This window comes from Kineococcus sp. TRM81007 (assembly GCF_022669155.1).
In the GTDB taxonomy this organism is placed as follows: domain Bacteria; phylum Actinomycetota; class Actinomycetes; order Actinomycetales; family Kineococcaceae; genus Kineococcus.
Genome location: NZ_JALBVB010000056.1, coordinates 149,434 through 175,010, shown reverse-complemented (window position 1 = coordinate 175,010; position 25,577 = coordinate 149,434). Strand labels below are relative to the sequence as shown.

Genomic DNA, 25,577 nt, shown 5'->3' with positions numbered 1-25,577 from the left:
CGACCCCCAGGGCCCGCTCCCCCGGCGGTGCCGGGTCACCGCCGCCGGGCCCCGGGCGGGCGGTCAGCGCCGCAGGGCCCCGCCCCGCCCCCGGGGACGAGCCGGAACGCACCGCGGGCCCCGCGGTGCAGCCCGGCAGGAGCGCGGCCACCGCTGCGCACCCCGCCGCGCCCAGCGCCCCGCGCCGCGTCAGCACTCCCCCGTGGTACCCCGCGCGGGCAGCGGGCGCCACCGAGCGCACCGGCCGCCGCCCGCGTCACCGCGGGCGCTGCTCCACCCGGGTGGTGCCCGCCCCCGGGAGTGCAGCCGCGGCCCACCGGCACCGATGCCCACCGGGAGGTCACCGCGCAGGACGCGGGGCGGGAGGGGGCGGCAGCAGTGGCACGCGACGTCCGCACCCGCCGCGCACCCGCGGCCGAGGGCCGCGCGCTGGCGCGCACCGTCCTCGGCGCCGGGGCGCTGTCGCTGGCCACCGCCGCCGTGCCCTTCAGCCCCACCGCGCCGACGGGGATGGCCGCCGCCCTGGGCGTGGTGGGCCTGGCGCTCGGCGCGCTCCTGCACGCCCGCGCCGCCCGGCTGCCGCGCGCCCTGCCGCACGCGGTGCTGCTCCTGGCGACGAGCGTCGTCACGGTGAGCGTCCTGGCCTCCACGACGCCGGCGGGACGGGTGGTCACCGCGTGCAGCTACGTCTGGATCGCGCTGTTCACCGCCGCCTTCCACTCCCGCCGGGCGGTGTGCGCACACCTGGTGCTGCTCCTCGCCGGCTTCGCCGCCGCGCTGTGGGGCGGCGGGGCCCCCTCACCCGCCCAGACGTGGGGCTTCATGGGCGGCACCGTCGCCGCCGTCGCCTGGACCGTCAACGGCCTGGTGCTGCGCCTGCGCGCGCGGGCCGACGAGGACCAGCTCACCGGCGCGCTGACCCGGGCCGCCTGGCTCGCCGAGGCGGAGGCCGCCGCGGCGCACGGCACCCGCGACGGCGCACCGGCGTCCCTCGTCGTCCTCGACCTCGACGGCTTCAAGGAGGTCAACGACCGCGACGGGCACGCGGCCGGCGACCGCCTCCTGGCGGACCTCGCGCGCGCCTGGGCCGGAACGCTGCGCCCCGGGGACCTGCTCGGCCGCCTCGGCGGCGACGAGTTCGCCCTGCTGCTGCCGCGCACCCGCGCCGCGCAGGTCCCCGAGGTCCTCGCCGCCCTGCGCGCCGCCCGCCCGCAGGGCCGCTGGAGCGCGGGGACGGCCGAGCACGCCCCCGGCGAGGCGGTCGCCGACTGGCTGGAGCGCGCCGACGCGGACCTGTACGCCCACAAGCGAGCCCGCCCCGGCGCCTCCCGGCCCGCGGCGCGCCGGGGACCCCGGCCGGAACCGGCCCGCGGCCCCTGAGCCGGCCCGGCGGGGCGGACCAGCGGGGGCGGGTCAGCGGAAGCGGCGCCCCTGGTCGCGGCGGATCGCCCACACGGCCACCGCCCCCAGCACCACCGTCCAGCCCACCAGCACCGGCAGCGCCGTGGACGGCACGTCCGTGCCGGTGGCCGCACCGATGACGAGGTCGCGGCCGGCGCGCGTGGGCGTCCACGTGGAGATCGCCGCCAGCCAGTCCGGCATCGCCTCCGGCGGCAGGAACAGCCCCCCGGCGAACGCCAGCGGCAGCAGCAGCACCTGCGCCAGCGCCAGCGCGGCCTTGGCCGGCACCGAGTAGCCGAGCGCCAGGCCGAGGGCGAGCAGCGGCAGGCCCGCCACCAGCAGAGCCCCCAGGCCCGCGGCGAACCGCACCGGGGTGGTGGTGGCGTCGGTGAGCAGCACCGCCAGCACCAGCAGCGGCACCAGCCCCAGCACCGTGAAGAAGGCGCCCATCAGGACCCGGGCGGCGAAGCGCGGCAGCGCCCCCACCGGCAGGGTGCGCAGGTGCGTGTCCCACGGCAGCGCGCGGTCCTCGGCGATCCCCGCGCCGTGCGTGAACAGCGACACGCTCATCGCGGAGAACACCGCCAGCTGCGCGACGGCACCGGTGTCCGCGTCCGGGCCCATCCCGCCCGACTGCGGCACCACGAACACGGCGAGGATCAGGGCGGGGAAGACGGCCGTGCTGACGACCATGACGGGCACCCGCAGCGCCTCCAGCACCTGGTAGCGGGTGTGCAGCCACGTCAGGCGCAGCGCGCCCGCGGGCCGGCGGCGCGCGCCCGCCTCACCGGCGCCGCGGGTGGAGGCGGCGGAGGTGGAGGCGCTCACGCGGCCACCTCCCGGCCCGCGGCGCGCTCACCGGTCAGGGCGAGGAAGGCCTCCTCCAGCGAGGCCGCGGCCACCTCCAGCTCCGAGAACGGCACCTGCGCACCCACGAGGGCGCGCACGAAGGCGTCCGCGTCCGGCACCAGCAGCTCCCACCGCCCCCCGCGGGTCCCGTCGGCGACCACCCGCGCACCCGTGGTCAGCTGCGCGGGCACGGCGCCGGGCGGGGCGCCGAACCGCACCCGGCGCAGCGCGGTGCGCCCGCGCACCTCCGCCACGGTGCCCTCGGCGAGGACCCGGCCGCGGTCGACCACGACCACCCGGTGGGCGAGCGCCTCCACCTCCTCGAGGTAGTGGCTGGTCAGCAGCAGCGTGCCCCCCTGCTCGACGAACCCGCGCACCGCCGCCCACAGCGCGTGCCGCGCCGGCACGTCCAGGCCGGTCGTCGGCTCGTCCAGGAGCACGACGTCGGGACGGCCGACGAAGGCGAGAGCGACGGCCAGGCGGCGCTGCTGACCGCCCGAGAGGCCGCCGCACTGACGGGAGCGCAAGCCGGTCAGCTCGAAGCGCTCCAGCACCTCCTGCGCCGGCAGGGGGTCGCGGTGGTGCCCGGCGACGAAGTCGACGACCTCCGCGACCTTCAGCGTCTGCGGCAGCCCCGTCGCCTGCGGGGTGACGCCCAGTCGGGCGCGCACGGCCGCCTCGCGCGGGTCCCCGCCGGCGAGGCGCACCGTGCCGCTGGTGGGCTTGCGCAGTCCCGCCAGCAGCGAGAGCAGCGTGGACTTGCCGGCCCCGTTGGGGCCCAGCACACCCACGGCCTCACCGGGCCGCACGCGCAGGCTGACGTCGTCCAGGGCGACCACGCCGCCGAAGGTGCGGGTGACGCGGTCGACCTCGACCACGGGGGGTGCGCTCACGAGGGCTCCTTCTGGGTGCGGGGGGTCGGAGGGGCGGGTCAGCCGAGCAGCGTGCGCAGGGTCGCGCGGTAGTCCTCGAAGGCGGTGCGGCCGGCGGGCGTCAGTCGCAGGTGGGTGGCGGGGGTGCGTCCCTGGTGGGACTTGGTCACCTCCACGTAACCGGCGTCCTCGAGCTTGCGCAGGTGGGTGGAGAGGTTGCCGGCGGTCATCCCCAGCAGGTCCTGCAACCGGGGGAAGGTGATGCGGTCCTCGCCGGGCAGCGAGGCCAGGGAGGCGACGACCCGCAGGCGGGCGGCGGCGTGGATGACGGGGTCGAGCCCGGGTGCGTCGCTCGCCGACGCGGACGGCCCGGCTGAGGCGCGCCGGCTCACGCCACCCGCCGGCGCTGCGACGCGCACCGGACGGCGACGGCGAGGAACCCACCACCCCCGGCCAGCGACATCACCCACAGCAGGGCGGGCAGGCCGAGGAGGGCACCGACGGCGGTGGTGAGCAGCAGCCACGCACCCAGCCCGAACTGCACCGGCTCGCGCCACAGGGTCCCGCCGAACAGGTACATCACCCCCACGAGCACCCCGGCGCTCGCCGGCGACAGCAGCTCCGCGACCGCGGGGTCCCCCGAGGCGGCGGCGACGGCGGTGTTCACCGCGGCCAGCGCGGCGAAGCCCAGCACCCACGACCAGCCGTACAGCACGGCGCTCGTCGTGCTCGGCCCGGACAGGCCCCGGCCCACGCGCACGCTGTGCACGACGGTGACCAGGCCCGCACCCGTCAGCAGCACCCCGAGGACGACCTCGGGCAGCGCGCGCGGCAGGGCGATCAGGGGGTCCCGCCCGCCCCCGGCGGCGACGAGGCCGAAGCCCGCGAGCCAGGCCACGCCCCACGCCCCGTACAGCAGACGCGGGTCGGGCTCGACGGCCCGGGACACGAGGCGCTGCTGGTCCTCGATGAGCGCCAGGCGCGCGGCGGCGGAGCGCTCGTCCTCGTGCACCTCGTCCACGTCGGCCTCCCCGAGCAGCAGAGCACTTTGCGGTGCAAACCAGTTTGCCGCCGCTCGACCTCGGGGCGCAAGGGTCAACCCGCGGCGGCGCCGAACCCGTCCAGCCGCGCCACCGCCCGGCTGCTCGCCCGCAGCTCCACCCCACCGGCGAACCGCTCCGGCACCAACCCCGCGAACGGCGGCACCACCGTCGCGCTCAGCACCACCACCGCCGTGCGCCCGTCCGGGCTGCCCGTGCCGGCCGCCACCCGCGCCCCCGGCAGGTCCGGCCCCGCACCGGCCACGTACCGCTCGGCGCTGGCGCGCACCGACGCGCCCGTCAGCGGCACCGCCTCCGGCGGCAGGCCGGAGGTGAAGTACGCCGCCTCGTCCAGCGCGTCCGCGGCGTCCGCGGCCGCCGCGTCCGCCAGCGCGAGCAGCCGCACCCGCTGCAGGTGCACCGCCGAGGCGGAGACCACCACGAGCACCAGGACGAGGGCCACCAGCGCGAACCCCAGCGACAGCAGCGCGACGCGCCCCTCGTCCCGGGGCCCACCCGCGGGGCCGGACCCGTGCCCGGTCACGACGCGGCGAACCGGTCCGCGACAGCCGTCCGCCGCACCCGCACCGGCACCTCGGCCGGCACCGCCGCGCGCACGAACGCCGGCACCAGCGGTAGGGCCACCCGCACCCGCACCGTCGCCGCCACCGCCGCCTCCGGGCTGCGGCACGGCCGCGCCGCGCACTCCAGCACCAGGGACCCCGGCTCCACCGCGAAACCCTGGTCGGCCAGCGCGAGCGCCACCGCCGCCTCGGCGCGCGCAGCCGCCCGCGCGTCCCCGTTCGTGGTCGCCAGCACCCGCGACGCCTCCCGGGCCCCGGCCTCCGCCGCGAACGTCGCCGCCTGCACCCGCCCCAGGGTCAGCACCAGGTAGACCAGCGGCACCAGCAGCAGCACCCCCACGGCCAGGAACTCCACCGCGGCGCTGCCCTCCTCCCCCTCCACGCGCCTCCCCCGCACGTCACCGCTCACGCTGCACCCTCCACGGCCGCGTGCCCGCGCACGTCGAGCACCCGGCCGGGGCCCAGCAGCCCCAGCACCGGCAGCGGCGCACGCACCCGCACCTCCACCACCGGCGCACCGCCCGCACCGGCGCCCGCGGTGGCCGGGTCCACGGTGACGACGCCGGCGGTGACGTCCGCCGCGTACCGGGGAGACAGGGAGGCGCTCAGCAGGTCCCGGGTGCGCTGCGCACCCAGCCGCGGGGAACTGCCCGCCAGCGCCGCGTACCGGGCGCCGGCACCGGCGCAGTCCACCGCCGTGGCGCGCACGTGCTGCACCACGGCCAACTGCAGGACCGCCGCGAACAGCAGCGCCAGCACGCCCGCGGTCGCGGCGAACTCCGCGACCGCGGACCCCTCGTCACCGCGCCCGGACGCCGCGGGGCCCACCGGCGCGGCACCCGCGACCGCGCCGCTCACAACTGCCCGAGCACGGCGTCCATCGACTGCGTGAACAACTGCTGCAGCCGGGGACCGGCCACGGCCCACAGACCCACGACCAGACCCGCCGTCATGACGGTCACCAGGACCCACCCGGGCACGTCACCGCGGTCGTCACCGCGGCGCTCCCCCACCTCCCGGACGACCCGGGACAGGTCGTGCAGCAGCCGGTCCAGCAGCGAGAGGACGGCCCCGCCACGGCGGGGGAGGTTCACGGACACGGTTCTCCTCAGGGTCTCGAACAAGGTCCCGGCCGACGGTCCGGCCAGGGGTTTCCGATCAGGTCTCCAGCGGGCTCCACCGGCGTTCCCGCCGGCGGGCCTCACGAGCCCAGGCTCAGCTGCGCGAGGCCGGGGAACACCGCGAACAGCACGGTCACCGGCAGCACCCCGAACACGACGGGGACCAGCATGCGCACCTCGCGCCGCCCGCCCTCCTCGAGCAACCGGCGCCGCTCGGCCTCACGGGCGTCGGCGGCCTGCGCGCGCAGCACCGCCGCCAGGGGGCTGCCCGTCTCAACGGCGACCACGAGGCCGTCCACGAACCGGCCCAGCGCCGCCACCCCCAGCCGGTCCGCCGTCGCCGTCAGCGCCTCCACCAGCGGCGTGCCGGTGCCGACCCGGGCCAGCGCGCGCCGCAGGTCCACCGCCAGTTCGCCACCACCCGCGGCGACGCGCTGCAGCGCCGCCGCGACGCCCTCACCGGCCCCCACGGACAGCGCCAGCAGTTCCGCCACGGCCGGCAGGTCCTCCTCCACCAGCGCCCGCCGGCGGCGCACCGCACGCGCCAGGGCCGCGTCGCGCAGCAGGGCCCCGCCGACGGTCCCGGCGACGACGAACGCCAGCGCACCCACCGGCGTCAGCGCACCGCGCAGCAGCACCACCGCGCACAGCACCGCCGCGGCACCGGCACCGCCCAGCGCCCACAGCACCTGCTCGGCGCGGTGCTCCGCCACGTCCCGGTCGGGGTCGAGCACGTCCAGCCGCGCCCGCACCACCGCCGGGGAACCCAGCACGGCACCGCACGCGTCCACAGCCGCCCGCAACCGGCGACCGGCGCTCGCCCGCCAGCCGGGAACGGCCGGCCGCACCAGGTACGGGGCGACGCGGGACTCCAGCGACGGGGTGCGGCGCAGCGGCACGCCCAGCAGCACCAGCACGCACCCCGCACCACCGAGCAACCCCAGCAGCGCGCCCGTCGCCGCCGGGCTCACGCGGCCACCCGCCGCGGTTCCGGCAGGCGCCCCAGCCGCACCATCAGCAGGTACGACGAGAACGTCGCCGCCGCCCCGCCGGCCAGCACCGCGGCACCCGCCGCGGTGTCGTAGGCCTCCAGCGCCCCCGGCCGGGTGGCCAGCAGCGCCAGGACCACCCACGGCGCGGCCGCCGCCAGCCGGGCCGCCGCCACCGTCCACCCCTGCCGCGCCAGCAGCTCCCCACGGGCGCGCTGGTCCTCGCGCAGGTACGCCGACAGCGTGCGCAACGTGCCGCCCAGGTCGCTGCCGCCGACCTGCCGCGTCATCCGCAGCACCGCCGCCAGCCGGTCGAACACCGGGTCCGCCAGTTCGTCCTGCAGGTGGTCGAGCTCCGCCTCGAACGCTCCGCTGGTGCGGTAACCGGCGGCGAAACCCGCGAACGCCGGCCGCAGCGGTTGCGGCCCGCGCGACGCCAGCGCGCACACCGCGTCGGGCAGCGCCGCTCCGGCCCGCACCGCCGAAGCGAGCGCGTCCACCGCGTCGGGCCACTCCTGCGCCCGTCCCCCGCGGCGGGCACGGGCGCGCGAGCGCAGCAGCACCAGCGGCGCGGCGGCCCCCGCCACCGCGGCGGGGACGGCCGCGACCACCACGCCCGTCACGGCCGGAACCAGCAGCAGACCCGCCGCACCCAGGACCCCGCACACCACCAGCAGCAGCACCGGCGGCACGTCCGCGAACCCCGCCTCCTGCAGCGCGCGCCGCAGACGACGGCGCGGCACCCGCACCGGCCGCGGCGGCCGCTCCCAGCACGACCACCACGCGCAGAACACCCCCGCACCCAGCAGCGCCCCCGCCAGCGGACCACCCGCACCGCCCACGTCAGCAACCCCCGGACAGCAGGGCGGCCAGGTCGAAACCGGCGCGCGCGAACCGTTCGCGGTGCGGGGGCCAGCCGGCGTCGCGCACCAGCGGTGCCCCCGGCTCCGCACCGCGCCGGAACAGCGGCGCGGTCTCCACGACACCGCCCTCCACCCGCCCGGTCACCGCGAGCACCTCGTCCACGCGGCGGGTGCCGTCGACCCCCAGGGAGGCGTGCACCACCAGGTCCAGGCAGGCCGCGACCGCGGGCACCACGAAACCGCTCGTGACGTTCTGCCCCGCCAGCAGCGGCAGGGTGCACATCTTCGCCACGGCACCCGCCGCGGAGTTCGCGTGGATCGTCGCCGCCCCCGGCAGCCCGGAGTTGAGGGCGATCAGCAGGTCCAGGCTCTCCTCCTGGCGCACCTCCCCCACGACGATGCGGTCCGGGCGCATCCGCAGCGCCTCCTTCACCAGGCGCCGCAACGGGATCTCACCGCGACCCTCGAGGTTCGGCTGCCGGCACTGCATCGCCACGACGTCACGGGCGGCGACGTCGAGCTCGAACACCTCCTCGCAGGTGACGATCCGCTGCTGCGCCGGCACCGACGCCAGGAGGCAGTTCAGGACCGTCGTCTTCCCGGCCTGGGTCGCTCCGCTGACGAGCACGTTCAGGCCCGAGGCGACCGCGGCGGCCAGGAACCGCGCGGCCTGCGCCGACAGCACCCCCAGCTCCACCAGGTCCTCCAGGCGGCGGGCGCGGGCGACGAACCGGCGCACGTTCACCGCCCAGTGCCGACGGGTGATGTCGGGGATGACCACGTGCAACCGGGAACCGTCCGGCAGGGTGGCGTCCACGAACGGGCTCGACAGGTCCACGCGCCGGCCGGTGCTGGCGAGCATCCGCTCCACCAGTTCCGCCACGGCGTCCTCCTCCAGGATCGTCGTGGTCAGCTCCGGCACACCACCGCGGGCGACGAACACCTTGCCGGGTTCGTTGATCCAGATCTCCTCGACCTCGGGGTCGTCGAAGTACCGCTGCAGCGGCCCGTGGCCCGACACGGCGGCGACCACCTCGCGCACCGCCGCCGAGCGGTCCACGAGGAACGGCAGCGAACCGTCCAGCGAGCGCAGGTCGTAGCCGGTGACCGCCTCGTCGACGAGGGCGCGCAGTTCCTGCGGCGTGGCGCGGAAACCCCCGGCGGAGATCCGGCGGCGCAGTTCCGCTCGAACCTCGTCCTCGACCAACCTCACCGCGTCCACGCGCACCTCCCCCGACCCCACCGGAACCGCGGAACCCCTCCGCGCCCGAGCACGGTAGGCAGGAGCCGCCGCGCGCGTCCGGGGGATGTGGACAACCCACCGGACCGGTTCCCGGGTGTGGACGACCGGCCCCCGGGACGGTGCGGGCAGCAACCTGGCGGGGTGCGTCTTCGCCTCACGGTCGTCGGCGTCGGCGGCCCCGAGGCCACCGACGTCGTCGTCGACGCACCCGCGGGAACGCCGCTGTCGAGCGCGCGGGAACGGATCGAGGCCGTCACCGGGCCGTGGCCGGGGGTTCCGCGCGTGGCCGGGTCCTGCGTCGACCACGCCCCGCTGGGAGCGGCCCCGCTGCTGCAGGGCGCGGTCATCGACGTGGGCGCCGCACCGGTGGCCGGTGCGGGAGCCGGTGCGCCCGCCGGTCCTCCCCCGCCGGCGGGTGCGCCCGCTCCCACGGCCGGTCGCACCGCGGCCGTGGTGGTGACCGCCGGTCCGGACAGCGGCCGCCGCTTCGACCTGCCGCCCGGGCGGCACGTCGTCGGCCGCGCCGGCGACGCGGGCGCCCCCGCCGTTCCCCTGGCCGACCCGGGGGTCTCCCGCACCCACGCGGTGCTGGAGGTGGCGGCGGACGGGGCCGTCACCGTCCACGACGCCGGTTCCCTCAACGGCACCGTCCTCCTGCTGCCCGGCGCGCGGCGCGACGTCGCGCAGGCGCAGGCGCTGGAACCGGGGGCTCGGCTGCTGGCCGGCTCCAGCGTCCTGCAGGTGGCACCGCCGGCGGTCCGGGCCGCCGAGGTCCGCCCCGACGGCGAGGGCCACCTCCTGCTGCACCGCGCACCCCGGCTGGGCGCTCCCGGCGGCGGGCCCGGCGCGGACCCCGTCGCGGCACCGCTGCGCTGGCCCGTGCCCGGCCCCGTCCGCGAACTGCCCGGCGTGCCGTGGCTGGCGCTGCTGGTGCCGCTGGCCGTGGCCGTGGTCCTGGCGCTGGTGTGGTCCCCGCTGTCGCTGCTGCTCGGCCTGGCCTCCCCCGTCCTCGCCGGCGGGCAGTGGCTCTCGCAGCGGCGCCGGGTCCGCGCCGAGCGCGAGCGCGACGCGGCCACCCTCACCGCCGCCCGCGAGCGGGTGCGCGCAGCGCACGCGCGGGCCCTCGCCGACGAGCACCGCCGCCGGCACGACGCCTCCCCGGGCCCTGCCGACGTGCTGGCGCAGGCCGTGGGCCTCGGCGGCCGCCTGCACGAGCGCACCCGCACCGCGCCCGACGCCCTCGTGCTGCGCGTGGGGCTCGGGCGCGTGCGGGCGGCGAGCGTCGTGGTCGCCGAGGAGCCCGTCTCGCCCGTCCCGGGGGAACCCGCTGCCCGGCAGCAGCCCCCCGGCCCCGACCTCGACGACGTCCCCGTCACCGTTGACCTGGCGGCGGGCCCGCTGGGGGTGGCGGGCCCACGGCAGGCGGCGCTGGCGGTGGTGCGTCAGCTCGTCGGGCAGGTGGCCGCCTGGCACGGCCCCGAGGAGGCCGGTCTGGCCCTGGCCGGCGACCGCGGGGACTGGTGCTGGCTGGACCTGCTGCCCCACGCGGACGTGGACACGGACGTGGACGGGGCGACGGACGGTGGCCGGGTGCTGCCGGTGCTGGCCGTGGAACTGGAGCGGCGCCGCAACGCCCGCACGACCCGCGGCGGCGTGCCCGGTGAGCCGCCGCGGCCGGTGGTGCTCCTCGTCGACGGCTCCGCTGACCGCCGCGCCGACCCGCACCTGACGCTGCTGCTGCGCGACGGCGCGGCCGAGGGCCTGCACGTGCTGTGCCTGGACACCGACCGCGCGCGCCTGCCGGCGGAGTGCACCGCGGTGCTGGAACTGGCGGCCGACGCGTCCGGCGACGCCGCCCTGCACGCCTGCGGTGCGCCCGCGGTGGTGGTGCGCGCCGACGCCGTGCGGGCGGAGTGGGCGTGGACGCTGGCCCGCGCCCTGGCGCCCGTGCGCGACGCCGCCCCCGCCGGTGCGGCAGGGGTGCCGCAGCGCGCCGCGCTGCTGCCGCTGCTGGGGTGGCCGGCCGCGCGGGCAGGTGCACCGGTCGTGGACCCGGCGGCGCTCGCGGGTGCCTGGGAGCGGCGCGCACCGGGAGCGGTGGCGGTGCTGGGAGCCACCGCGAGCGGGCCGTGCCGGCTGGACCTGGTGGCCGACGGCCCGCACGTCCTGGTGGCCGGGACGACCGGCTCCGGCAAGTCGGTGCTGCTGCAGGCGCTGGTGACCAGCCTGGCGCTGCAGGCGCCGCCGGACGCGGTGCGGTTCGTGCTGGTGGACTACAAGGGCGGCGCGGCCTTCGCCGGCTGCACCGGCCTGCCGCACGTGGCGGGTCTGGTCACCGACCTCGACGAGCACCTCGCGCAGCGGGTGTTGCGGAGCCTGCGGGCGGAGGTGCGCCGCCGCGAGGCCGTGCTGCGGGTCGCGGGTGCGGCCGACGTGTCGGAGGTGCCGGCCTCCTCCCCGGCCGCGGCGGACCTGCCCCGGCTGGTCGTCGTCGTCGACGAGTTCCGGGTGCTGGCGCAGGAGCTGCCGGAGTTCGTCGAGGGCCTGGTGCGGCTGGCGGCCGTGGGTCGTTCCCTGGGCGTGCACCTGGTCCTGGCGACGCAGCGGCCCGCGGGCGCGGTCAGCCCGGAGATCCGCGCCAACACCAACGCCCGCATCGCGCTGCGGGTGCAGGACCGCGCCGACGGCGAGGACGTCGTCGGTGACGCGTCACCGGCGTCCTTCAGCGGCGCCGTGCCCGGGCGGGCCGTGCTGCGCCGCGGCGGCGGCGGGCTGGAGCTGTTCCAGACCGCGCTGCTGGACGTGGGCGGCGACCCGTCGGCGGTGCGGGTGCGGCGAGCGGGCGAGGCCGCGCCGGACGCCACCGGGGTGGCGGGCCGCGGCGGCGCGCTGGCGGACGTGGTCTCCGCCGCGCGAGCGGCGACGGCGCTGCGCGGGCGGCCCGTTCCGCCCGCACCGTGGCTGCCGCCGCTGCCGGAGCACGTGCCGGCGGCTGAGCTGCCCGGCCCGGCCTCGGGTGGGACGACGTTGCCGTGGGGACTGCTGGACCTGCCTGAGGAGCAGCGGCGTGCGAGCGCCGCGTGGGACCTGACGGCTGGCGGCCACCTCCTCGTGGTCGGCACCGTGCGCAGCGGCCGCAGCACGCTGCTGCGGACGCTGGCCGCGGCGGCCGCCCACCAGGACGTGGAGGTGAGCGTCCTGGACGGTGGTGGCGCCCTGGCGGACCTCGCGGGTGAGGCGCACGTCGGTTCGGTCGTGGGGCGCGACGAGCCGTGGCGCGCGGGCCGGCTGCTGCAGCGCCTCACCGAGGAGGTGCAGCGACGCCGGGAGCTGTTCGCGCACCTGGGCGTGCGCGACCTCGACGCGGCGCGCCGCGCTCAGGGGGCGGGTCCGCTGCCGCACCTGGTGCTGCTCGTGGACGGCTGGGACGGCTGGGCCACCGACCTGGCGGGCGTGGACCTGGGCGCGCCGGTGGAGGCCTTCGCACGCCTGCTGCGCGAGGGCAGCGCCACGGGGGTGCGGGTGGCCGTCACCGGGGACCGCGCCCTGCTGACCTCCCCCGCGTCCGCGGCGGCCGGCGAGGTGGTCCTGCTGCGCCTGGCCGACCGCGCGGACGCGGCGCTGGTGGGTGTGCCGGCCCAGCGGGTGCCCGTGGTGCAGCCGGCGGGGCGGGGACTGCTGGTGCGCGACCGGGAGGCCGCCGAGGTGCAGGTCGCCGTCCCCGGGCCGTCCCCGGCACCGGCGGGCCCGCCTCGACGGCGCGCCCTGGTGCGGGTGCGACCGCTGCCGGCCGCGGTGGCGGTGGGGCGGCTGCCGGTCCCGGCGGGCACCGCCGTGCCGCTCGGCGTGGGCGGGGACGACGCGTCCCCGGTGGTGGTGGACCTGACCGGTGGGGTGCTCGTGTGCGGTCCCGCCCGCAGCGGTCGGACGACCGCGCTGCGGGCGGTGGCCGCCGCGCTGGCGCGTCGCGACGACCCACCGCCGGTGGCCGTCGTCACGGCCGACCCCACCGCGCCGGCCGCCTTCCCCGGCGCGGTGTGGACCGGCGTCCAGGACGCCGAGGGGCTGCGCCGGGTGCTGGAGGCCCCCGGGGCGGTCGTGCTCGTCGACGACGCCGCCCGGACGCTGCCACCGGCCGTGGAGGGCCTCCTGCTGGCGGTGTCGCGCGGCGGCCCGGGCAGCCCGGCGGTGGTGGCCGCGGCCGACGGCGGTGAAGTCGCCGCGGCCTTCCGCGGGCTGCCCGCGCAGCTGCGCTCGGCCCGCACCACGGTGCTGCTGGGGCGCGGCGGGCAGGTGCCCGCCGACGTGCTCGGCCGGCGCGCGGTGCTCGCGCCGGCCGCGGGGCCCGGAGCCGGTTTCGCCGTCACGGACGGTTCCTGGACCCCGCTGCGGGTGGCGGTCCCGGACAGCTCAGCCCGGCCGCCTACGGTGGAGCGGTGAGCACCACGGAGGACGTGACCACCACCCCCACCGGCGTGCGGCTGCGCGAGGCGACGCCCGCGGACGGCGAGGTGATCGCCCAGCTGGTCCGGGAACTGGCCGAGCACGAGCGCGAACCGCTGGCCGCCGCGGCCGTCGGCGACGACTTCGCCCGGGCGCTCGAGCCGGGCAGCGGCATCGGCTGCCTGCTCGCCGAGGTGGATGGCGCCACTGGGGCGGAGGTGGCCGGGATGGCGCTGTGGTACACCACCTTCTCCACCTGGCAGGGCCGGCGCGGCATGTGGCTGGAGGACCTGTACGTGCGCCCCGAGCACCGCCGCCGCGGCATCGCCCGCTCCTTCTTCGGCCGGCTCGGGGCGCTGTGCGCCGAACGCGGCTACGGCCGCCTGGAGTGGTGGGTCCTGGACTGGAACACCCCCGCCCACGCCTTCTACCGCACCCTGGGAGCCGCACCGCAGGAGGAGTGGACCGTGTGGCGGCTGGACGGTGAGGACCTGGCCCGGCTGGTGCCGCAGGGGCACCTGCCCGGCTCCTGAGGACCCGCCCGGCCAGCACGTGACGGACCGTCACGCTGTGATCGCGCTGCACGTGCGAAGCTGCACGGTGCAGCGTGCACCCGGCTCAGCACCGGAGCCGCCCGGTCACCACCCCGCACCCGCCCCCGACCCCCGCGCAGCACGCCGGCCCGCCGGGCCGGCCCCGAGAGGACTCCCACGTGTCGACCACCACGGCCGTCGAGCAGGCCAGCGACCTCGTCGAGCTCCGCGTGCCCGCGGACCCCGCCTACCTGACGGTGGTGCGCACCGCGAGCGCCGGGCTGGCCGCCCGTCTCGACCTGACGCTCGACGAGATCGAGGACCTGCGCATCGCGGTCGACGAGGCCTGCACGCTGCTGCTGGACCCGTCGGCGGGCGCTCAGCACCTGGTCGCCACGTTCCGCCTGGGCGACGGGAGCCTGGAGGTGGAGGTGCGGGGACCGGCCCGCGAGCTGCCCGAGCGCTCCAGCTTCGCCTGGGCCGTGCTGGAGGCCCTGGTGGGTGAGGTCTTCACCGGCACGTCCTCCTCCGGCGCGTGGATCGTGCTGCGGCACAGCAAGGGCGCCGGAGGCGCGCCGGACGTGCCGTCGGGGGCCGTGTGAGCGGCGACCCCGCGGCCGGTGCGGCGGCGTCCCCGCTGCCGGCCGCGCGGGCGGACCGCGGGGGCGGTGCACCCGATGAGCCGGCGGTGGACGAGCCCTCGTCGGGCGATCTGCCCGAGGGCGAGGTGCCCGAGGAGCACAGCCGCCCGCCGCAGCCGGAGGAGGTGTCGCTGCACGAACTGCTGGCCCGCCTGCCCGCGGACGACCCCGAGCGCGCGCGGGTGCGCGACGAGCTCACCCGCCGCCACCTGCCGCTGGCCGAGCACCTGGCGGCGCGCTTCCACGGCCGCGGGGAACCGCACGACGACCTCGTCCAGGTGGCCACCATCGGCCTGCTGAAGGCGCTGGACCGCTTCGACCCCGAGCGGGGCGTGCCGTTCGGCGCCTACGCCGTGCCCACGATGCTGGGGGAGATCAAGCGGCACTTCCGCGACCGGGGGTGGGCGATGCGGGTGCCGCGGCGCGTGCAGGAGGCCGGGCGGGCTCTGTCCGACGCGCGCGAGTCGCTGACTCACGAGCTCGGGCGCGCGCCGACGATCGCGGAGCTCGCCGCGCGCACCGGCCAGGACGCCGACGAGGTCGTGGAGACGCTGGAGTCGGCGAACGCCTACGCCACCCTGCCCCTGGACACCGGCTCGCCCACCTCCCCCGTCGCCTCCCTGGGCAGCGTGGACGAGCGCCTGGAGAACGTGGAGAACCGCGAGGCGCTGCGTCCGCTGCTGTCGTCGCTGGCTCCCCGCGAGCGGCGCATCCTGGCCCTGCGCTTCGTGCGCGGCATGTCGCAGGCGCAGATCGCCGCCGAGGTGGGGATCTCGCAGATGCACGTCTCCCGGCTGCTCGCCCGCACCCTGACCCAACTGCGCGAGGGGCTCGGCCCGCAGCAGGAGTGAGCACCGCAGCGGCTGGCCGCCCGCCCGGGGCGGGGCCGGGTCAGCGGGACAGCTGAGCCGACACCGGCGGCAGGAACAACCCGACGAGCACCAGGGCGGCCGGCACCACCAGCAGCACCCCCAGCCAGGGCGAGCCGCCGCTGAAGGCCGGCCACCCGGCCGCCAGCTGCAGCAGCTGCCACACCAGCACCGGCGAGCGGGCCCACGCCGCCCGCTGCAGCAGCCCGTGCGCGCACAGGGCGAGGCCGGCGGCGAACGCCAGGGTCGTCAGCGCGAGCACCACGGCGGCCACCGGCTCGGTGGCGTCCTCCACCAGCAGCCCGTGCACGAGGTAGGCGGCACCGGCCACGAGGAGCACGGCCTCCAGCACCACGGTCACGGCGACGGCGGTCAGCAGTGGCGAACGAGCGGGTCCGCCCCCACGCTGGGAGGAGGGACGGGGCACGGGACGGTCGGGCACGAGGAGCACCGTAAGGCCGCTCGCCCCCGGCGGTCGCCGGCCGCACCGCCCGCGCCACACGCGGGGAGCGGTCCCCGGGCCCGGAACCCCGGGCTCCCACCGTCCTAGGTCTCTGGGATTGCCGGAAGGGGTCTTGCGTGTTAAGTCCGTGTGACGAACCTGACACGGGTTCTCCACGACCTGTCGGTGCCCCCCTCTTGTGGGACGCGCCACGGGGTGTGAACCTTGATGCCGACGCGATCCCCGACGCACGTCACCCCCCGGCCCCTCGAGGACCAGGGCACGTGCGTCCCGGCACCGCCGGCGCTGCCGGTGCTCAGGGATCCCGCGTGACACCCGTGTGACAGCGGAACGTCGCGCGCACTGAGACCGCAACGCGAAGAAGGAGTGGACCCCCCATGGACTGGCGCCACCGTGCTGCCTGCCTCGACGAAGACCCCGAGCTGTTCTTCCCCATCGGCAACACCGGCCCGGCCATCCTCCAGATCGAGGAGGCCAAGGCCGTCTGCCGGCGCTGCGAGGTCGTGGACAGCTGCCTGAAGTGGGCGCTGGAGACCGGCCAGGACTCCGGCGTCTGGGGCGGCATGAGCGAGGACGAGCGCCGCGCCCTCAAGCGTCGCGCCGCCCGCGCCCGCCGCGCCGGCTGACACCGGTCACCGGCCGCCCCGCGCGGCCGCCGAGGAGGGCCCCCACCCACCGGGTGGGGGCCCTCCTCGCGTCCGGCCGGCGTGGCGGCGCACCGCCTCACCGGCTGCGCGTGCTCCCCAGCGGCGCCGGACCGCGCCGCACCCGCACGTCCAACCGCACCTGCGTGCCGCCGGACTCGCCAGGCCCGAACTCCATCCTCCCGCGCAGCTCCCCCGCCACCAGGGACCGCACGATCTGCGTGCCCAGGCCGGAGCGCCCCACCTGGAAGTCCTCCGGCAGGCCCACCCCGTCGTCGCTCACGACGACCTCGAGGCGGTCCTCGCCGGTGGGCTCGACCTTGACCACGACGGTGCCGGCGCGCCCGGAGCCGAAGCCGTGCTCGACGGCGTTGGTGACCAGTTCGGTGAGCACGAGCGCCAGCGCCGTGGCGTCCTCCTGCCGCACCTCGCCGAAGCGGCCCTCGCGCACCGTGCGCACCCGCTCGGCGTTCGACATCGCCACCTCGGCCGCCATCATCAGGCACCGGTCCAGGACCTGGTCGAAGTCGACGTTCTCGTCGATGCCCTGCGAGAGGGTCTCGTGCACCGTCGCGATGGTCTCCACCCGGCGCATCGCCTCCTGCAGCGCCGAACGCCCCTCCTCGGACGTGATGCGCCGCGCTTGCAGCCGCAGCAGCGCCGCCACGGTCTGCAGGTTGTTCTTGACGCGGTGGTGCACCTCGCGGATCGTCGCGTCCTTCGTCATCAGCTCGCGCTCGCGGCGGCGCAGCTCGGACACGTCGCGCACCAGCAGCAGCGCCGCCACCCGCGTCGGCGAGCCACCGCCCTCGCGGCGCGTCAGCGGGATCGCGCGCATCGCCAGGGTCGCGGCCTCCGTCTCCAGGTCGGTGCGCCACGGCGCCCGGCCCGTGACCACCAGCGGCAGCGACTCGTCCACCGGCAGGTGGCTGGCCGCCAGCGACGACGCCACCTCCGCCAGGTTCGCCCCCACGAGCTCGCCGATGAGCCCGGCGCGGTGGAACGCGGACAAGGCGTTGGGGCTGGCGTAGGTGACCACGCCGTCGGCGTCCAGGCGCAGCATCCCGTCCCCCACCCGGGGCGCACCGCGCCGCGGGCCCGTGGGGGCCGCCGTCTGCGGGAAGTCGCCCACGGCGATCATGCGCGTGAGGTCGTCGGCGCACTTGACGTAGTTCAGCTCCAGGCGGCTGGGCGTGCGGGAGGTCGCCAGGTTGGTGTGGCGGGCCAGCACACCCAGCACGACGCCCTCCCGCACCACCGGGATCGTCTCCTCGCGCACCGGCACGTCGTCGTCCCACTCCGGGTCGCGACCGCGCAGGCTGCGCGCCTCGTCGAACGTGGTGTCCACCTGCGGGCGGCGGCCGCGCTCCAGGACCGCGCCGACCACGTCGTCGTAGTGCACGGTGGGCCCGGTGGTGGGCCGGCAGTGCGCCACCGCCACGAAGTGCTGCCGGTCCGCCGACGGCACCCACAGCACGAGGTCGGCGAAGGACAGGTCGGAGATCAGCTGCCAGTCACCCACGAGCAGACGCAGCCACTCGGCCTCGGCGGGGCCCAGGCCGGTCTCGGACTGCAGCAGGTCAGCCATGGTGGGCACCCCCGAAGCCTACGGCGCTTCCGTCGCCGCACGATCACCCCGTCGGTCCTCGCGCCCGCTCACCCCGCCCGCACCACCGAGCGCAGCACCCGCAGCGCCACCGACAGCGACGCCAGGTCTGCCCGCCCGGACGTCGCGATCTCCTGCAGGGTGCCGCGCGCGCGCCGCACCGCGGGTGCGTGCGACTCCTCCCACGCGCCCACCGCCGCCGCGGCGTCCGCCCCGCCGGCGTGCTCCAGCACCGAGGCCGTCAGGTCCCGCAGCACCCCGTACAGGTCCTCGCGCAGCGCGGCCCGGGCGAGCGAGTGCCAGCGGTCCTCCCTGCTCAGCTCGGCGATGCTGCTCAGCAGCGTCTCCACGTCCAGGCGCCCGGACAGCTCGAACCACACGTCGGCCACCTCGACCGGCTCGCGACCGGTGGCGCCGGCCACCTCCACCACGTCCAGCAGCGCGAACGTCGGCAGCAGCGACGCCACCCGCAGCGCCTCGCCGGCCGGCACCCCGGCCCCGGCGAACCCCTCCGCGTCCACCCGCACCACGGCCGCGTCCTCCCCGCGCACCAGCTCCGGCACCCGCGGGGCCAGCTCACCGACCGGGCCGGCGAAGCGGGCCACCTCGGCGGCCACGTCCACACCCTCCGGCCGCGAGTGCAGCAGCCAGCGCACGCTGCGGTCCAGCAGGCGCTGCACCCGCTGACGCAACCCCGCCTGCACGTCCGCCGCCACGTGCCCGTCGAGGGCCTCCACGGCTGCCGCCCGCTCGTCCAGCCCGAACACGCGCGCCGCCACGGCGAAGGCGCGCACCACGTCCGCCGGTTCCGCGCCGGTCTCCTCCGCCGCGCGGAACGCGAACGTCAGCCCACCGGTTCCCACGACCCGGTTCACCAGCACCGTGGTGGCGATCTCCCGGCGCAGCGGGTGCTGGGGCAGGTGCTCACCGAACCGCTCCACCAGCTCGGCGGGGAAGTAGGACCGCAACGCGCCCTCGACCCAGGCCTCGTCCGGCAGCCCCGAGGCCAGCACCGCCCGCCCCAGGGAGATCTTCGCGTACGCGACGAGCACCGACAGCTCCGGCATCGTCAGCCCGCGCCCCTCGCGCGCTCGCCGCTCCAGCTCCGCCGTGGACGGCAGCGCCTCCAGCCGCCGGTCCAGCTCCCCGCTGCGCTGCAGCGCCTCCAGCATCCGTCGGTGCGCCGGCAGCAGACCCGCCGAGAAGGTGCCCTCCACGCTGAGCGCGACGTTCTGCTCGTAGTTGTCCCGCAGCACCAGGCGGCCGACCTCGTCGGTCATCCGCAGCAGCGTCGCGTCGCGGTCCGCGGCCTCCAGCTGCCCGCGGGCCACGAGCTGGTCCAGGAGGATCTTGATGTTCACCTCGTGGTCGCTGCAGTCCACGCCCGCGGAGTTGTCGATCGCGTCGGTGTTGAGCTTCACCCCCTGCCCGCCGCGCCCGGCGGTGGCCGCCTCGACGCGCCCGCGCTGGGTCAGCCCGAGGTTGCCGCCCTCGCCGACGACCCGCACCCGCAGCTGCGCGCCGTCCACCCGCACCGCGTCGTTGGCCTTGTCCCCCACCTCGGCGTGCGACTCGGTGGACGCCTTGACGTAGGTGCCGATGCCGCCGTTCCAGAACAGGTCCACCGGTGCGGTGAGGATCGCGCGCACCAGCTCGATCGGCGTCAGGGCGCTCACGCCCTCCTCCAGCCCGAGGCTGCGGGCCACCTGCTCGCTGATCGGCACCGACTTCGCGCTCCGGCTGTGCACGCCGCCGCCGGCGCTGATGAGCGAGCGGTCGTAGTCGGCCCAGGACGAGCGCGGCAGCTCGAAGAGCCGACGCCGCTCGGCGTACGAGGTTCCCGGGTCGGGGTCCGGGTCCAGGAACACGTGGCGGTGGTCGAACGCCGCCACCAGCCGCAACCGCCGGCTCAGCAGCATCCCGTTGCCGAACACGTCGCCGCTCATGTCGCCCACGCCGACGACGGTGGTGGGCTCGGCCTGCACGTCGTGGCCCAGTTCGCGGAAGTGCCGGCGCACGCTCTCCCAGGCCCCGCGCGCGGTGATGCCCATCGCCTTGTGGTCGTACCCGACGGAGCCGCCCGAGGCGAACGCGTCGCCCAGCCAGAAGCCCCGCGTCAGCGCGATCTCGTTGGCGGTGTCGGAGAACGTCGCGGTGCCCTTGTCCGCCGCGACCACCAGGTACGGGTCGTCGCCGTCGTAGCGCACCACGTCGGCGGGCGGCACCACCCGGCGCCGGCCCTCCTCGGTGCGCAGGTCGTCGGTGACGTCCAGCAGGCCGGAGATGAAGGTGCGGTAGCACGCGGTGCCCTCCGCCCACCAGGCGTCGCGGTCCACCGAGGGGTCCGGCAGCCGCTTGGCGACGAAACCGCCCTTCGCACCGGTGGGCACGATGACGGCGTTCTTCACGACCTGCGCCTTCACAAGACCCAGCACCTCGGTGCGGAAGTCCTCGCGCCGGTCCGACCAGCGCAGCCCGCCGCGCGCCACCTCCCCGAAGCGCAGGTGCACACCCTCCACCCGCGGCGAGTACACCCACACCTCCGCGTGCGGCACCGGCGCGGGCATGCCCACCACCTGCGAGGGGTCGAGCTTGAAGGACAGGTACGAGTGCGGCTCGCCGTCCGCACCGCGCTGGTAGGCGTTGGTGCGCAGCACCGCCCGCACCACCGAGAACAGCGCCCGCAGGATCCGGTCCGCGTCCAGACCCTCCACGGCGTCCAGCGCACCGGCGGTCTCCTCCACGAGAGCGTCGACGACCTCCGCCCGCTGGCCGTCCTGACCGGGGCGCGACGGTGAGAACCGTGCCTCGAACAACCGCACCAGCGCCCGGGTCAGCCCCACGTCCCCCAGCAGGCAGCCGGCGACGTACTCGACGGAGTACGCCAGCCCCACCTGACGCAGGTAGCGCGTCAGCGCCCGCAGGACCGCCACCTGCCGCCACGACAGCTGGGCGGCCAGCACCAGGCGGGCCAGCGCGTCGCTGTCGGCCGCGCCGCTCCACGCGGCCGCGAACGCCTCGCAGAAGCGCGCCCGCGCCGCCGCCGGGTCGGCGTCCAGGTTCTGCACGTCCACCGGGAGCCGCAGGCCCACGTCGTCCACCCACACCCGGCGGCCGTCCTCGCGCGCCAGCACGTGCGGGCGCTCGTCGGTGACCTCCACCCCCAGGTCCGCCAGGAACGGCAGCACCGCGCTGAGCGTGACCGGCGCGGACCGGTAGGACGTCAGCCGCCACGTGCGCGGCTCCCCCTCGGCGTCGCGCAGGTCCAGGACGGGGTCCGGCGCGTCACCGCCCGCCCCGGTGCGGGCCAGCAGCTCCTCGGCCCGCTGCAGGTCGTGCACGGCCCGCGCGGGGTCCACCGCCGCCCGGTAGCTGCCCGGCACGCCCGCCGCCCAGCGGCGCACCAGCGCCGCACCGGAGTCCTCCCCCAGCTCCGCGCGGGCCGCGTCCAGCAGGTCGTCGTCCCAGCTGCGGGTGGCGCGCGCCACCTGCGCCTCCAGCTCGACCACGTCGACGTCCGGCAGCTCCTCGCCCGGCCGCGCCCGCACCACCACGTGCAGGCGCGCCAGCACGGACTCCGACACCCGCAGGGTGTGCTCCACCGAACCGCCGTCGAACGCCTCGCGCAGCAGCTCCTCGATGCGCGCGCCGACCCGCGTGGTGTACCGGTCGCGCGGCAGGAACACCAGGCAGGACATGAACCGCCGGTAGGGGTCGCGGCGCAGGAACAACCGGGTGCGGCGGCGCTCCTGCAGGCGCAGCACCGCCAGCGAGGTGGCCAGCACGTGCTCGACGTCCGCCTGCAGCAGCTCGTCGCGCGGGAACGTCTCCAGGATGCTCAGCAGGTCCTTCGCCGAGTGCCCGTCCGCACCGAAACCGGCGCGCGCCAGGACCTCGGAGACCTTCTCCGCCACCACCGGCACCTGCCGCACGGGGTCGGTGTAGGCACCGGAGGTGAACAGGCCCAGGAACCGCCGCTCGCCGGTGACGCGACCGGTGGCGTCGAACTCCTTGACGCCGACGTAGTCCAGGTACGCGGGGCGGTGCACCGTGGCCCGGGCGTTGGCCTTCGTCACCACGAGGACCTGCGGCTCGGCGGCCTTCTCCCGCACCGGCCCCGAGAGCCGGCGCACGTGCCCCGTGCTGCGGCCCGGGCGCTCGGCCAGCACCCCCAGCCCGGTCTCCGGACGGGCCGCGAGCACGACCTCACCGCCGTCCTCCCGCAGGTCGTACTCGCGGTACCCGAGGAACGTGAAGCGGTCGTCGGCCATCCAGCGCAGGAACCGCTCGGCGACGCGCAGCTCCTCGTCGGCCACGCCCCTCGGCGGGTCGAGCTGCAGCTCGTCGGCCAGCTGGGTGGCGCGCGCACGCATGGCGTGCCACCCCCGCACGGCGGCGCGCACGTCGTCGAGGACGTCCACGAGCTCCCGCTGCAGCCGTTCCCGGTCGGCGGCGTCGCTGTCCCGGTCGACCTCGATGCGGATCCAGCTCTCGGCCGGCTCCGAGGGCGGCGCGGTGGCCACGTCGTGCAGGTCCTGCAGGGTCCCGTCGAGGTCGCGTCGCGCCGCCAGGCGCGGGTGCACGAGCAGGTGGATGCCGCGGCCGGTGCGCGTCAGCGCTGAGGTCAGGCTGTCCACCAGGAACGGCGTGTCGTCGGTGACGACCTCCACGACCGAGCGCGACGGGCCGGCGCCCGCCGCTCCGCCGCCGACGACCCGCACGAGCGTCGTGCCCGGGCGGCGTCGGGCCCCCAGCGCCAGGTGGGAGGAGACGGCACCGACCAGGTCCTGCGGTGCCCGCTCGCGCAGGTCCTCCACCGCGGTGTGCGCGAAGTAGTCCAGCAGCACGCGCTCGGCGGCGGTCGCCGGGCGCAGCGCCTCCGGCACCGCCTCCCAGGCTGGACCGCGCGCCGCGGCGGCCGACCGCACGAGCGGCCGCAGCTCGGTGGTGGAGGTGGAGGACGAGGTCGAGACGGGCATCACTGCTCCGGGTGGCCGGTGGCTTCGCCTTCCCGACCCTAGTGCCCAGCGCCCGGACGCACTGGTCGGGTGCGCACGAGGCGAGGACGCGCGGAGCGGGTGGGCCCCCGTACAGTCACCGCGTGCCCACGCCGTTCTCCGAGCGCTCCCCGCTGCCGGGTCCACCCGCGGCCGTCTTCGCGCTGCTCACCGATCCCGGTTTCCTCGCCGAGCGGGCCGTGCGCTCGGGTGCCGTGGAGCACACCGAGGAGGTGGGCACCGAGGGCAGCGCGACGGTGGTGCGCAGCACCCGCACCGTCGGCACCGCCGGCCTGCCCCGCGTGGCCGCCGGCTACCTGGGCGCCACCGCCGTCGTGGAGCAGGTGGAGCGGTGGGAGGCTGCGGGACCGGACGGCTCCCGCAGCGGCTCCCTGGAGCTCACCGTGCGCGGCGCTCCCGTGCGGCTGGAGGCGCGCGCACGCCTGCAGCCCGCCGGGGACGGCTGCGAGCACGAGCTCACCGGCGCGCTCTCCGTGGACGTGCCCCTGTTCGGCGGCAGCGTGGAGCAGGCGGCCCTGCCGGGGCTGCTGGACCTCGTGCGCGCCGAGGTCCAACTGGCCCGCGAACGCCTCACCGGCTGAGCGAACCGGTCGGCGTCAGGCTCCCGCGGCCAGCAGGAGGGGCAGCTCGGTCGCGTCGTACCAGAGCAGCTCGTGCCCCTCGGCCGACTCCACGGTGAAGCGGGCGTCGTCGTCCCCCGCGTCGGCCGCGGGAAGCGCCGCCACCGCGGCCCGCACGTCCTCCTCCGCGTCGCCGTCGTCGACGTGGACGCTCACCAGCGCAGCGAGCGCCAGGTCCGCCTCCAGCACGACCCGGGAGCGTTCCGGGGTCGACCAGGCGGCGGCGTCCGGGCGGGACAGCGCGCGGTCCGGCACCTCGAGCGCCAGCACGACCCGCCGGGAAGCGGTACCGGGGGGTGCGGCGGCCAGCAGGCGCAGGGACTGCTCAGCGGCGTCGCTCATCGCCGCGTACTCCAGCTCCTCCTCGAGCTCCCGCGGGTCGGCGTCGGCGTAGAAGTCCCGCAGGGCAGGGGTGACCGCGTGGACCGTGGCGGGGGCCTCGGCCAGCACCCCGGAAGGTGCGGCAGCGGCCAGCGCGGTCAGGGTGGTGGGCCAGTAGACGCGCACCCTCAGTCCTCCCCACCGGAGCCGTCCCCCGCTCCGGGGGCGACGTCCTGCTCCTCGGCGGCGTCGGTCCCGGCGTCCTCGTCGGCCGGCCCGTCCACCGGCACCTCGGGCTCGCCCGGGTCACCGGAGCGGTCCAGGTCGTCGGAGCCCTCCAGGTCGTCGAGGTACTCCTCGTCGAAGACGATGCCGTCGAGCTCGCCGAGGCGCTCGGCGGCGTCCGTCTCGCCCTCGGTGTCCGCGTCCGCGGCCTTCTCCAGCCACTCCCGCGCTTCGGCCTCGCGCCCGACCTCGATGAGCGCGTCGGCGTACGCGTACCAGAGGCGTGCCCGCCAGGGGGCTCGGCCGGCGGCACGCAGTTGCGGCACCTGCAGCGCGACGACGGCGGCTTCCCGCTGCCCGAGGTCCGCTCGAGCACCTGCGGCGACGATGAGCATCTCCACCTTCGCCGCGGGCTCGAGGCGCGCGACCTCCGGAGTGGAAGCCAGGTCCAGCGCTCGCTCCGGCCGCCCGAGGCCACGCTCGCAGTCCGCCATGAGCGGCAGGTAGCTGTCGTCCCCGGTCATGCGCCGCACGGTGCGGAACTCCGCGAGAGCTTCGCGGAAGTGACCGGCCTTGTACGCCGCGATCGCGGCGGCCTCACGCACCGCGGCGATGCGCCCACCGCGCCGCTGCGCCGCCAGGGCGTGCTGCCAGGCGCGCTCGGGATCGGTGTCGACGAGCCGCCCGCTCGCCACGAGGTGCCGGGCGACCCCGTCCACGTTCTCCGCGGGCAGTCCCTGCAGCGAACGCCGCACGTCGGCTGCGAGTTCGCGGCCCGTGATGTCGTCGGGGATGCGTGGACCGGCGGGGCGAGCGGGACCCGCCGCGCGCGATCGCTCGTCGCGGCGGTCGCCGTCCCGCGAGGCGCGCGGGGGACGTGCGCCACCGCGGACGGGGCCGCGGTCCTCACGACGCGGTCCACTGCGGTGCTCCCGACGATCGTCGCGCTGCCCACCGTACGAACGCGGTTCGCGCTGCTCGCGCCCGGCCCCGCCGCGCGGGTCGCGGGAGGCTGGACGGTCGCGGTCGGCAGCGGGACGGCTGTCGCGGCGCACCCCGCGGTCCTCACCACGCGGAGCCCGGTCATCACGACGGAACCCGCGATCCTCACCACGCGGAGCCCGGTCATCACGACGGAACCCGCGATCCTCACCACGCGGAGCCCGGTCATCACGACGGAACCCGCGATCCTCACCACGCGGAGCCCGGTCATCACGACGGAACCCGCGATC

The 25,577-nt window shown here is 77.3% G+C and carries 23 protein-coding genes and 1 pseudogene; 7 read left to right on the top strand and 17 right to left on the bottom strand.

Translation table 11 applies throughout. The annotated features are described in order from the left end of the window. Positions 1 to 196, bottom strand: a pseudogene (locus MN205_RS14985) (hypothetical protein); the annotation flags it as partial. Positions 197 to 378: 182 nt separating this feature from the next. Between MN205_RS14985 and MN205_RS21995 the strand changes: the two are divergent. Then, positions 379 to 1,380, top strand: coding sequence for a diguanylate cyclase (locus MN205_RS21995; protein WP_242128675.1), 1,002 nt, complete (start codon positions 379 to 381; stop codon positions 1,378 to 1,380). Positions 1,381 to 1,413: 33 nt separating this feature from the next. On the opposite strand, the gene MN205_RS14975 is transcribed toward MN205_RS21995, so the two are convergent. The 11 genes from MN205_RS14975 to MN205_RS14925 all read right to left on the bottom strand — a co-directional run bounded on the left by MN205_RS14975 (position 1,414) and on the right by MN205_RS14925 (position 8,941). Then, positions 1,414 to 2,229: an ABC transporter permease gene (locus MN205_RS14975; RefSeq protein WP_242128673.1), complete on the bottom strand. Its 816-nt coding sequence runs from the start codon at positions 2,227 to 2,229 to the stop codon at positions 1,414 to 1,416. Beyond that, positions 2,226 to 3,143: an ABC transporter ATP-binding protein gene (locus tag MN205_RS14970; protein ID WP_242128671.1), complete on the bottom strand. Its 918-nt coding sequence runs from the start codon at positions 3,141 to 3,143 to the stop codon at positions 2,226 to 2,228. Before MN205_RS14970 ends, MN205_RS14975 begins: the two co-directional genes overlap by 4 nt. A gap of 38 nt (positions 3,144 to 3,181) precedes the next feature. Beyond that, on the bottom strand, positions 3,182 to 3,514 hold the full coding sequence (locus tag MN205_RS14965; RefSeq protein WP_242128669.1) for a transcriptional regulator: 333 nt from the start codon (positions 3,512 to 3,514) through the stop codon (positions 3,182 to 3,184). Further along, positions 3,511 to 4,143, bottom strand: coding sequence for a hypothetical protein (locus MN205_RS14960; protein WP_242128666.1), 633 nt, complete (start codon positions 4,141 to 4,143; stop codon positions 3,511 to 3,513). The genes MN205_RS14965 and MN205_RS14960 overlap by 4 nt, the downstream gene beginning before the upstream one ends. 74 nt (positions 4,144 to 4,217) lie before the next feature. After that, positions 4,218 to 4,706, bottom strand: coding sequence for a hypothetical protein (locus MN205_RS14955; RefSeq protein ID WP_242129510.1), 489 nt, complete (start codon positions 4,704 to 4,706; stop codon positions 4,218 to 4,220). Next, entirely contained in the window at positions 4,703 to 5,155 is a 453-nt protein-coding gene (locus MN205_RS14950) for a pilus assembly protein (protein WP_242128665.1), read from the bottom strand. Before MN205_RS14950 ends, MN205_RS14955 begins: the two co-directional genes overlap by 4 nt. Beyond that, positions 5,152 to 5,604 (bottom strand): pilus assembly protein, encoded by a 453-nt coding sequence (locus tag MN205_RS14945; RefSeq protein ID WP_242128663.1) that lies wholly within the window; start codon positions 5,602 to 5,604, stop codon positions 5,152 to 5,154. Before MN205_RS14945 ends, MN205_RS14950 begins: the two co-directional genes overlap by 4 nt. Then, a complete protein-coding gene (locus MN205_RS14940) occupies positions 5,601 to 5,792 on the bottom strand; it encodes a hypothetical protein (protein ID WP_374115951.1) in 192 nt (63 codons plus the stop codon). Before MN205_RS14940 ends, MN205_RS14945 begins: the two co-directional genes overlap by 4 nt. 155 nt (positions 5,793 to 5,947) lie before the next feature. Further along, positions 5,948 to 6,838 carry a type II secretion system F family protein gene (locus MN205_RS14935; RefSeq protein ID WP_242128659.1) on the bottom strand — a complete coding sequence of 297 codons (891 nt, stop codon included), beginning with the start codon at positions 6,836 to 6,838 and terminating at the stop codon, positions 5,948 to 5,950. Next, the gene (locus MN205_RS14930) at positions 6,835 to 7,698 is read right to left on the bottom strand and encodes a type II secretion system F family protein (protein ID WP_242128657.1); all 864 of its coding nucleotides are present in this window, start codon (positions 7,696 to 7,698) and stop codon (positions 6,835 to 6,837) included. Before MN205_RS14930 ends, MN205_RS14935 begins: the two co-directional genes overlap by 4 nt. A gap of 1 nt (position 7,699) precedes the next feature. Next, the gene (locus MN205_RS14925) at positions 7,700 to 8,941 is read right to left on the bottom strand and encodes a CpaF family protein (protein WP_242128655.1); all 1,242 of its coding nucleotides are present in this window, start codon (positions 8,939 to 8,941) and stop codon (positions 7,700 to 7,702) included. Positions 8,942 to 9,103: 162 nt separating this feature from the next. Between MN205_RS14925 and MN205_RS14920 the strand changes: the two genes are divergently transcribed. The 4 genes from MN205_RS14920 to MN205_RS14905 all read left to right on the top strand — a co-directional run bounded on the left by MN205_RS14920 (position 9,104) and on the right by MN205_RS14905 (position 15,430). Next, the gene (locus MN205_RS14920) at positions 9,104 to 13,402 is read left to right on the top strand and encodes an FtsK/SpoIIIE domain-containing protein (protein WP_242128653.1); all 4,299 of its coding nucleotides are present in this window, start codon (positions 9,104 to 9,106) and stop codon (positions 13,400 to 13,402) included. Then, positions 13,399 to 13,938 (top strand): GNAT family N-acetyltransferase, encoded by a 540-nt coding sequence (locus MN205_RS14915; RefSeq protein WP_242128651.1) that lies wholly within the window; start codon positions 13,399 to 13,401, stop codon positions 13,936 to 13,938. Before MN205_RS14920 ends, MN205_RS14915 begins: the two co-directional genes overlap by 4 nt. 179 nt (positions 13,939 to 14,117) lie before the next feature. Beyond that, positions 14,118 to 14,540 (top strand): hypothetical protein, encoded by a 423-nt coding sequence (locus MN205_RS14910; protein WP_242128649.1) that lies wholly within the window; start codon positions 14,118 to 14,120, stop codon positions 14,538 to 14,540. Between the two features lie 86 nt (positions 14,541 to 14,626). Continuing rightward, the gene (locus MN205_RS14905; RefSeq protein WP_242128647.1) at positions 14,627 to 15,430 is read left to right on the top strand and encodes a SigB/SigF/SigG family RNA polymerase sigma factor; all 804 of its coding nucleotides are present in this window, start codon (positions 14,627 to 14,629) and stop codon (positions 15,428 to 15,430) included. Positions 15,431 to 15,470: 40 nt separating this feature from the next. Here MN205_RS14905 and MN205_RS14900 read toward each other — a convergent pair whose 3' ends face one another. Beyond that, a complete protein-coding gene (locus MN205_RS14900) occupies positions 15,471 to 15,890 on the bottom strand; it encodes a hypothetical protein (RefSeq protein ID WP_242128645.1) in 420 nt (139 codons plus the stop codon). A gap of 398 nt (positions 15,891 to 16,288) precedes the next feature. Here MN205_RS14900 and MN205_RS14895 point away from each other — a divergent pair, with 398 nt between their 5' ends. Next, positions 16,289 to 16,537 (top strand): WhiB family transcriptional regulator, encoded by a 249-nt coding sequence (locus MN205_RS14895; protein ID WP_166610479.1) that lies wholly within the window; start codon positions 16,289 to 16,291, stop codon positions 16,535 to 16,537. Positions 16,538 to 16,634: 97 nt separating this feature from the next. Here MN205_RS14895 and MN205_RS14890 read toward each other — a convergent pair whose 3' ends face one another. Beyond that, positions 16,635 to 18,143, bottom strand: coding sequence for a sensor histidine kinase (locus MN205_RS14890; RefSeq protein WP_242129485.1), 1,509 nt, complete (start codon positions 18,141 to 18,143; stop codon positions 16,635 to 16,637). Positions 18,144 to 18,211: 68 nt separating this feature from the next. Next, positions 18,212 to 23,140, bottom strand: coding sequence for an NAD-glutamate dehydrogenase (locus MN205_RS14885; RefSeq protein ID WP_242128642.1), 4,929 nt, complete (start codon positions 23,138 to 23,140; stop codon positions 18,212 to 18,214). A gap of 122 nt (positions 23,141 to 23,262) precedes the next feature. Between MN205_RS14885 and MN205_RS14880 the strand changes: the two genes are divergently transcribed. Continuing rightward, positions 23,263 to 23,760 (top strand): DUF2505 domain-containing protein, encoded by a 498-nt coding sequence (locus tag MN205_RS14880; protein ID WP_242128640.1) that lies wholly within the window; start codon positions 23,263 to 23,265, stop codon positions 23,758 to 23,760. Positions 23,761 to 23,775: 15 nt separating this feature from the next. Here MN205_RS14880 and MN205_RS14875 read toward each other — a convergent pair whose 3' ends face one another. Both MN205_RS14875 and MN205_RS14870 read right to left on the bottom strand, forming a co-directional pair. Next, a complete protein-coding gene (locus tag MN205_RS14875) occupies positions 23,776 to 24,306 on the bottom strand; it encodes a hypothetical protein (protein ID WP_242128638.1) in 531 nt (176 codons plus the stop codon). A 2-nt stretch (positions 24,307 to 24,308) separates the two neighbouring features. Continuing rightward, positions 24,309 to 25,100: a tetratricopeptide repeat protein gene (locus MN205_RS14870; protein ID WP_242128636.1), complete on the bottom strand. Its 792-nt coding sequence runs from the start codon at positions 25,098 to 25,100 to the stop codon at positions 24,309 to 24,311. Between the last annotated feature and the right edge of the window lie 477 nt (positions 25,101 to 25,577).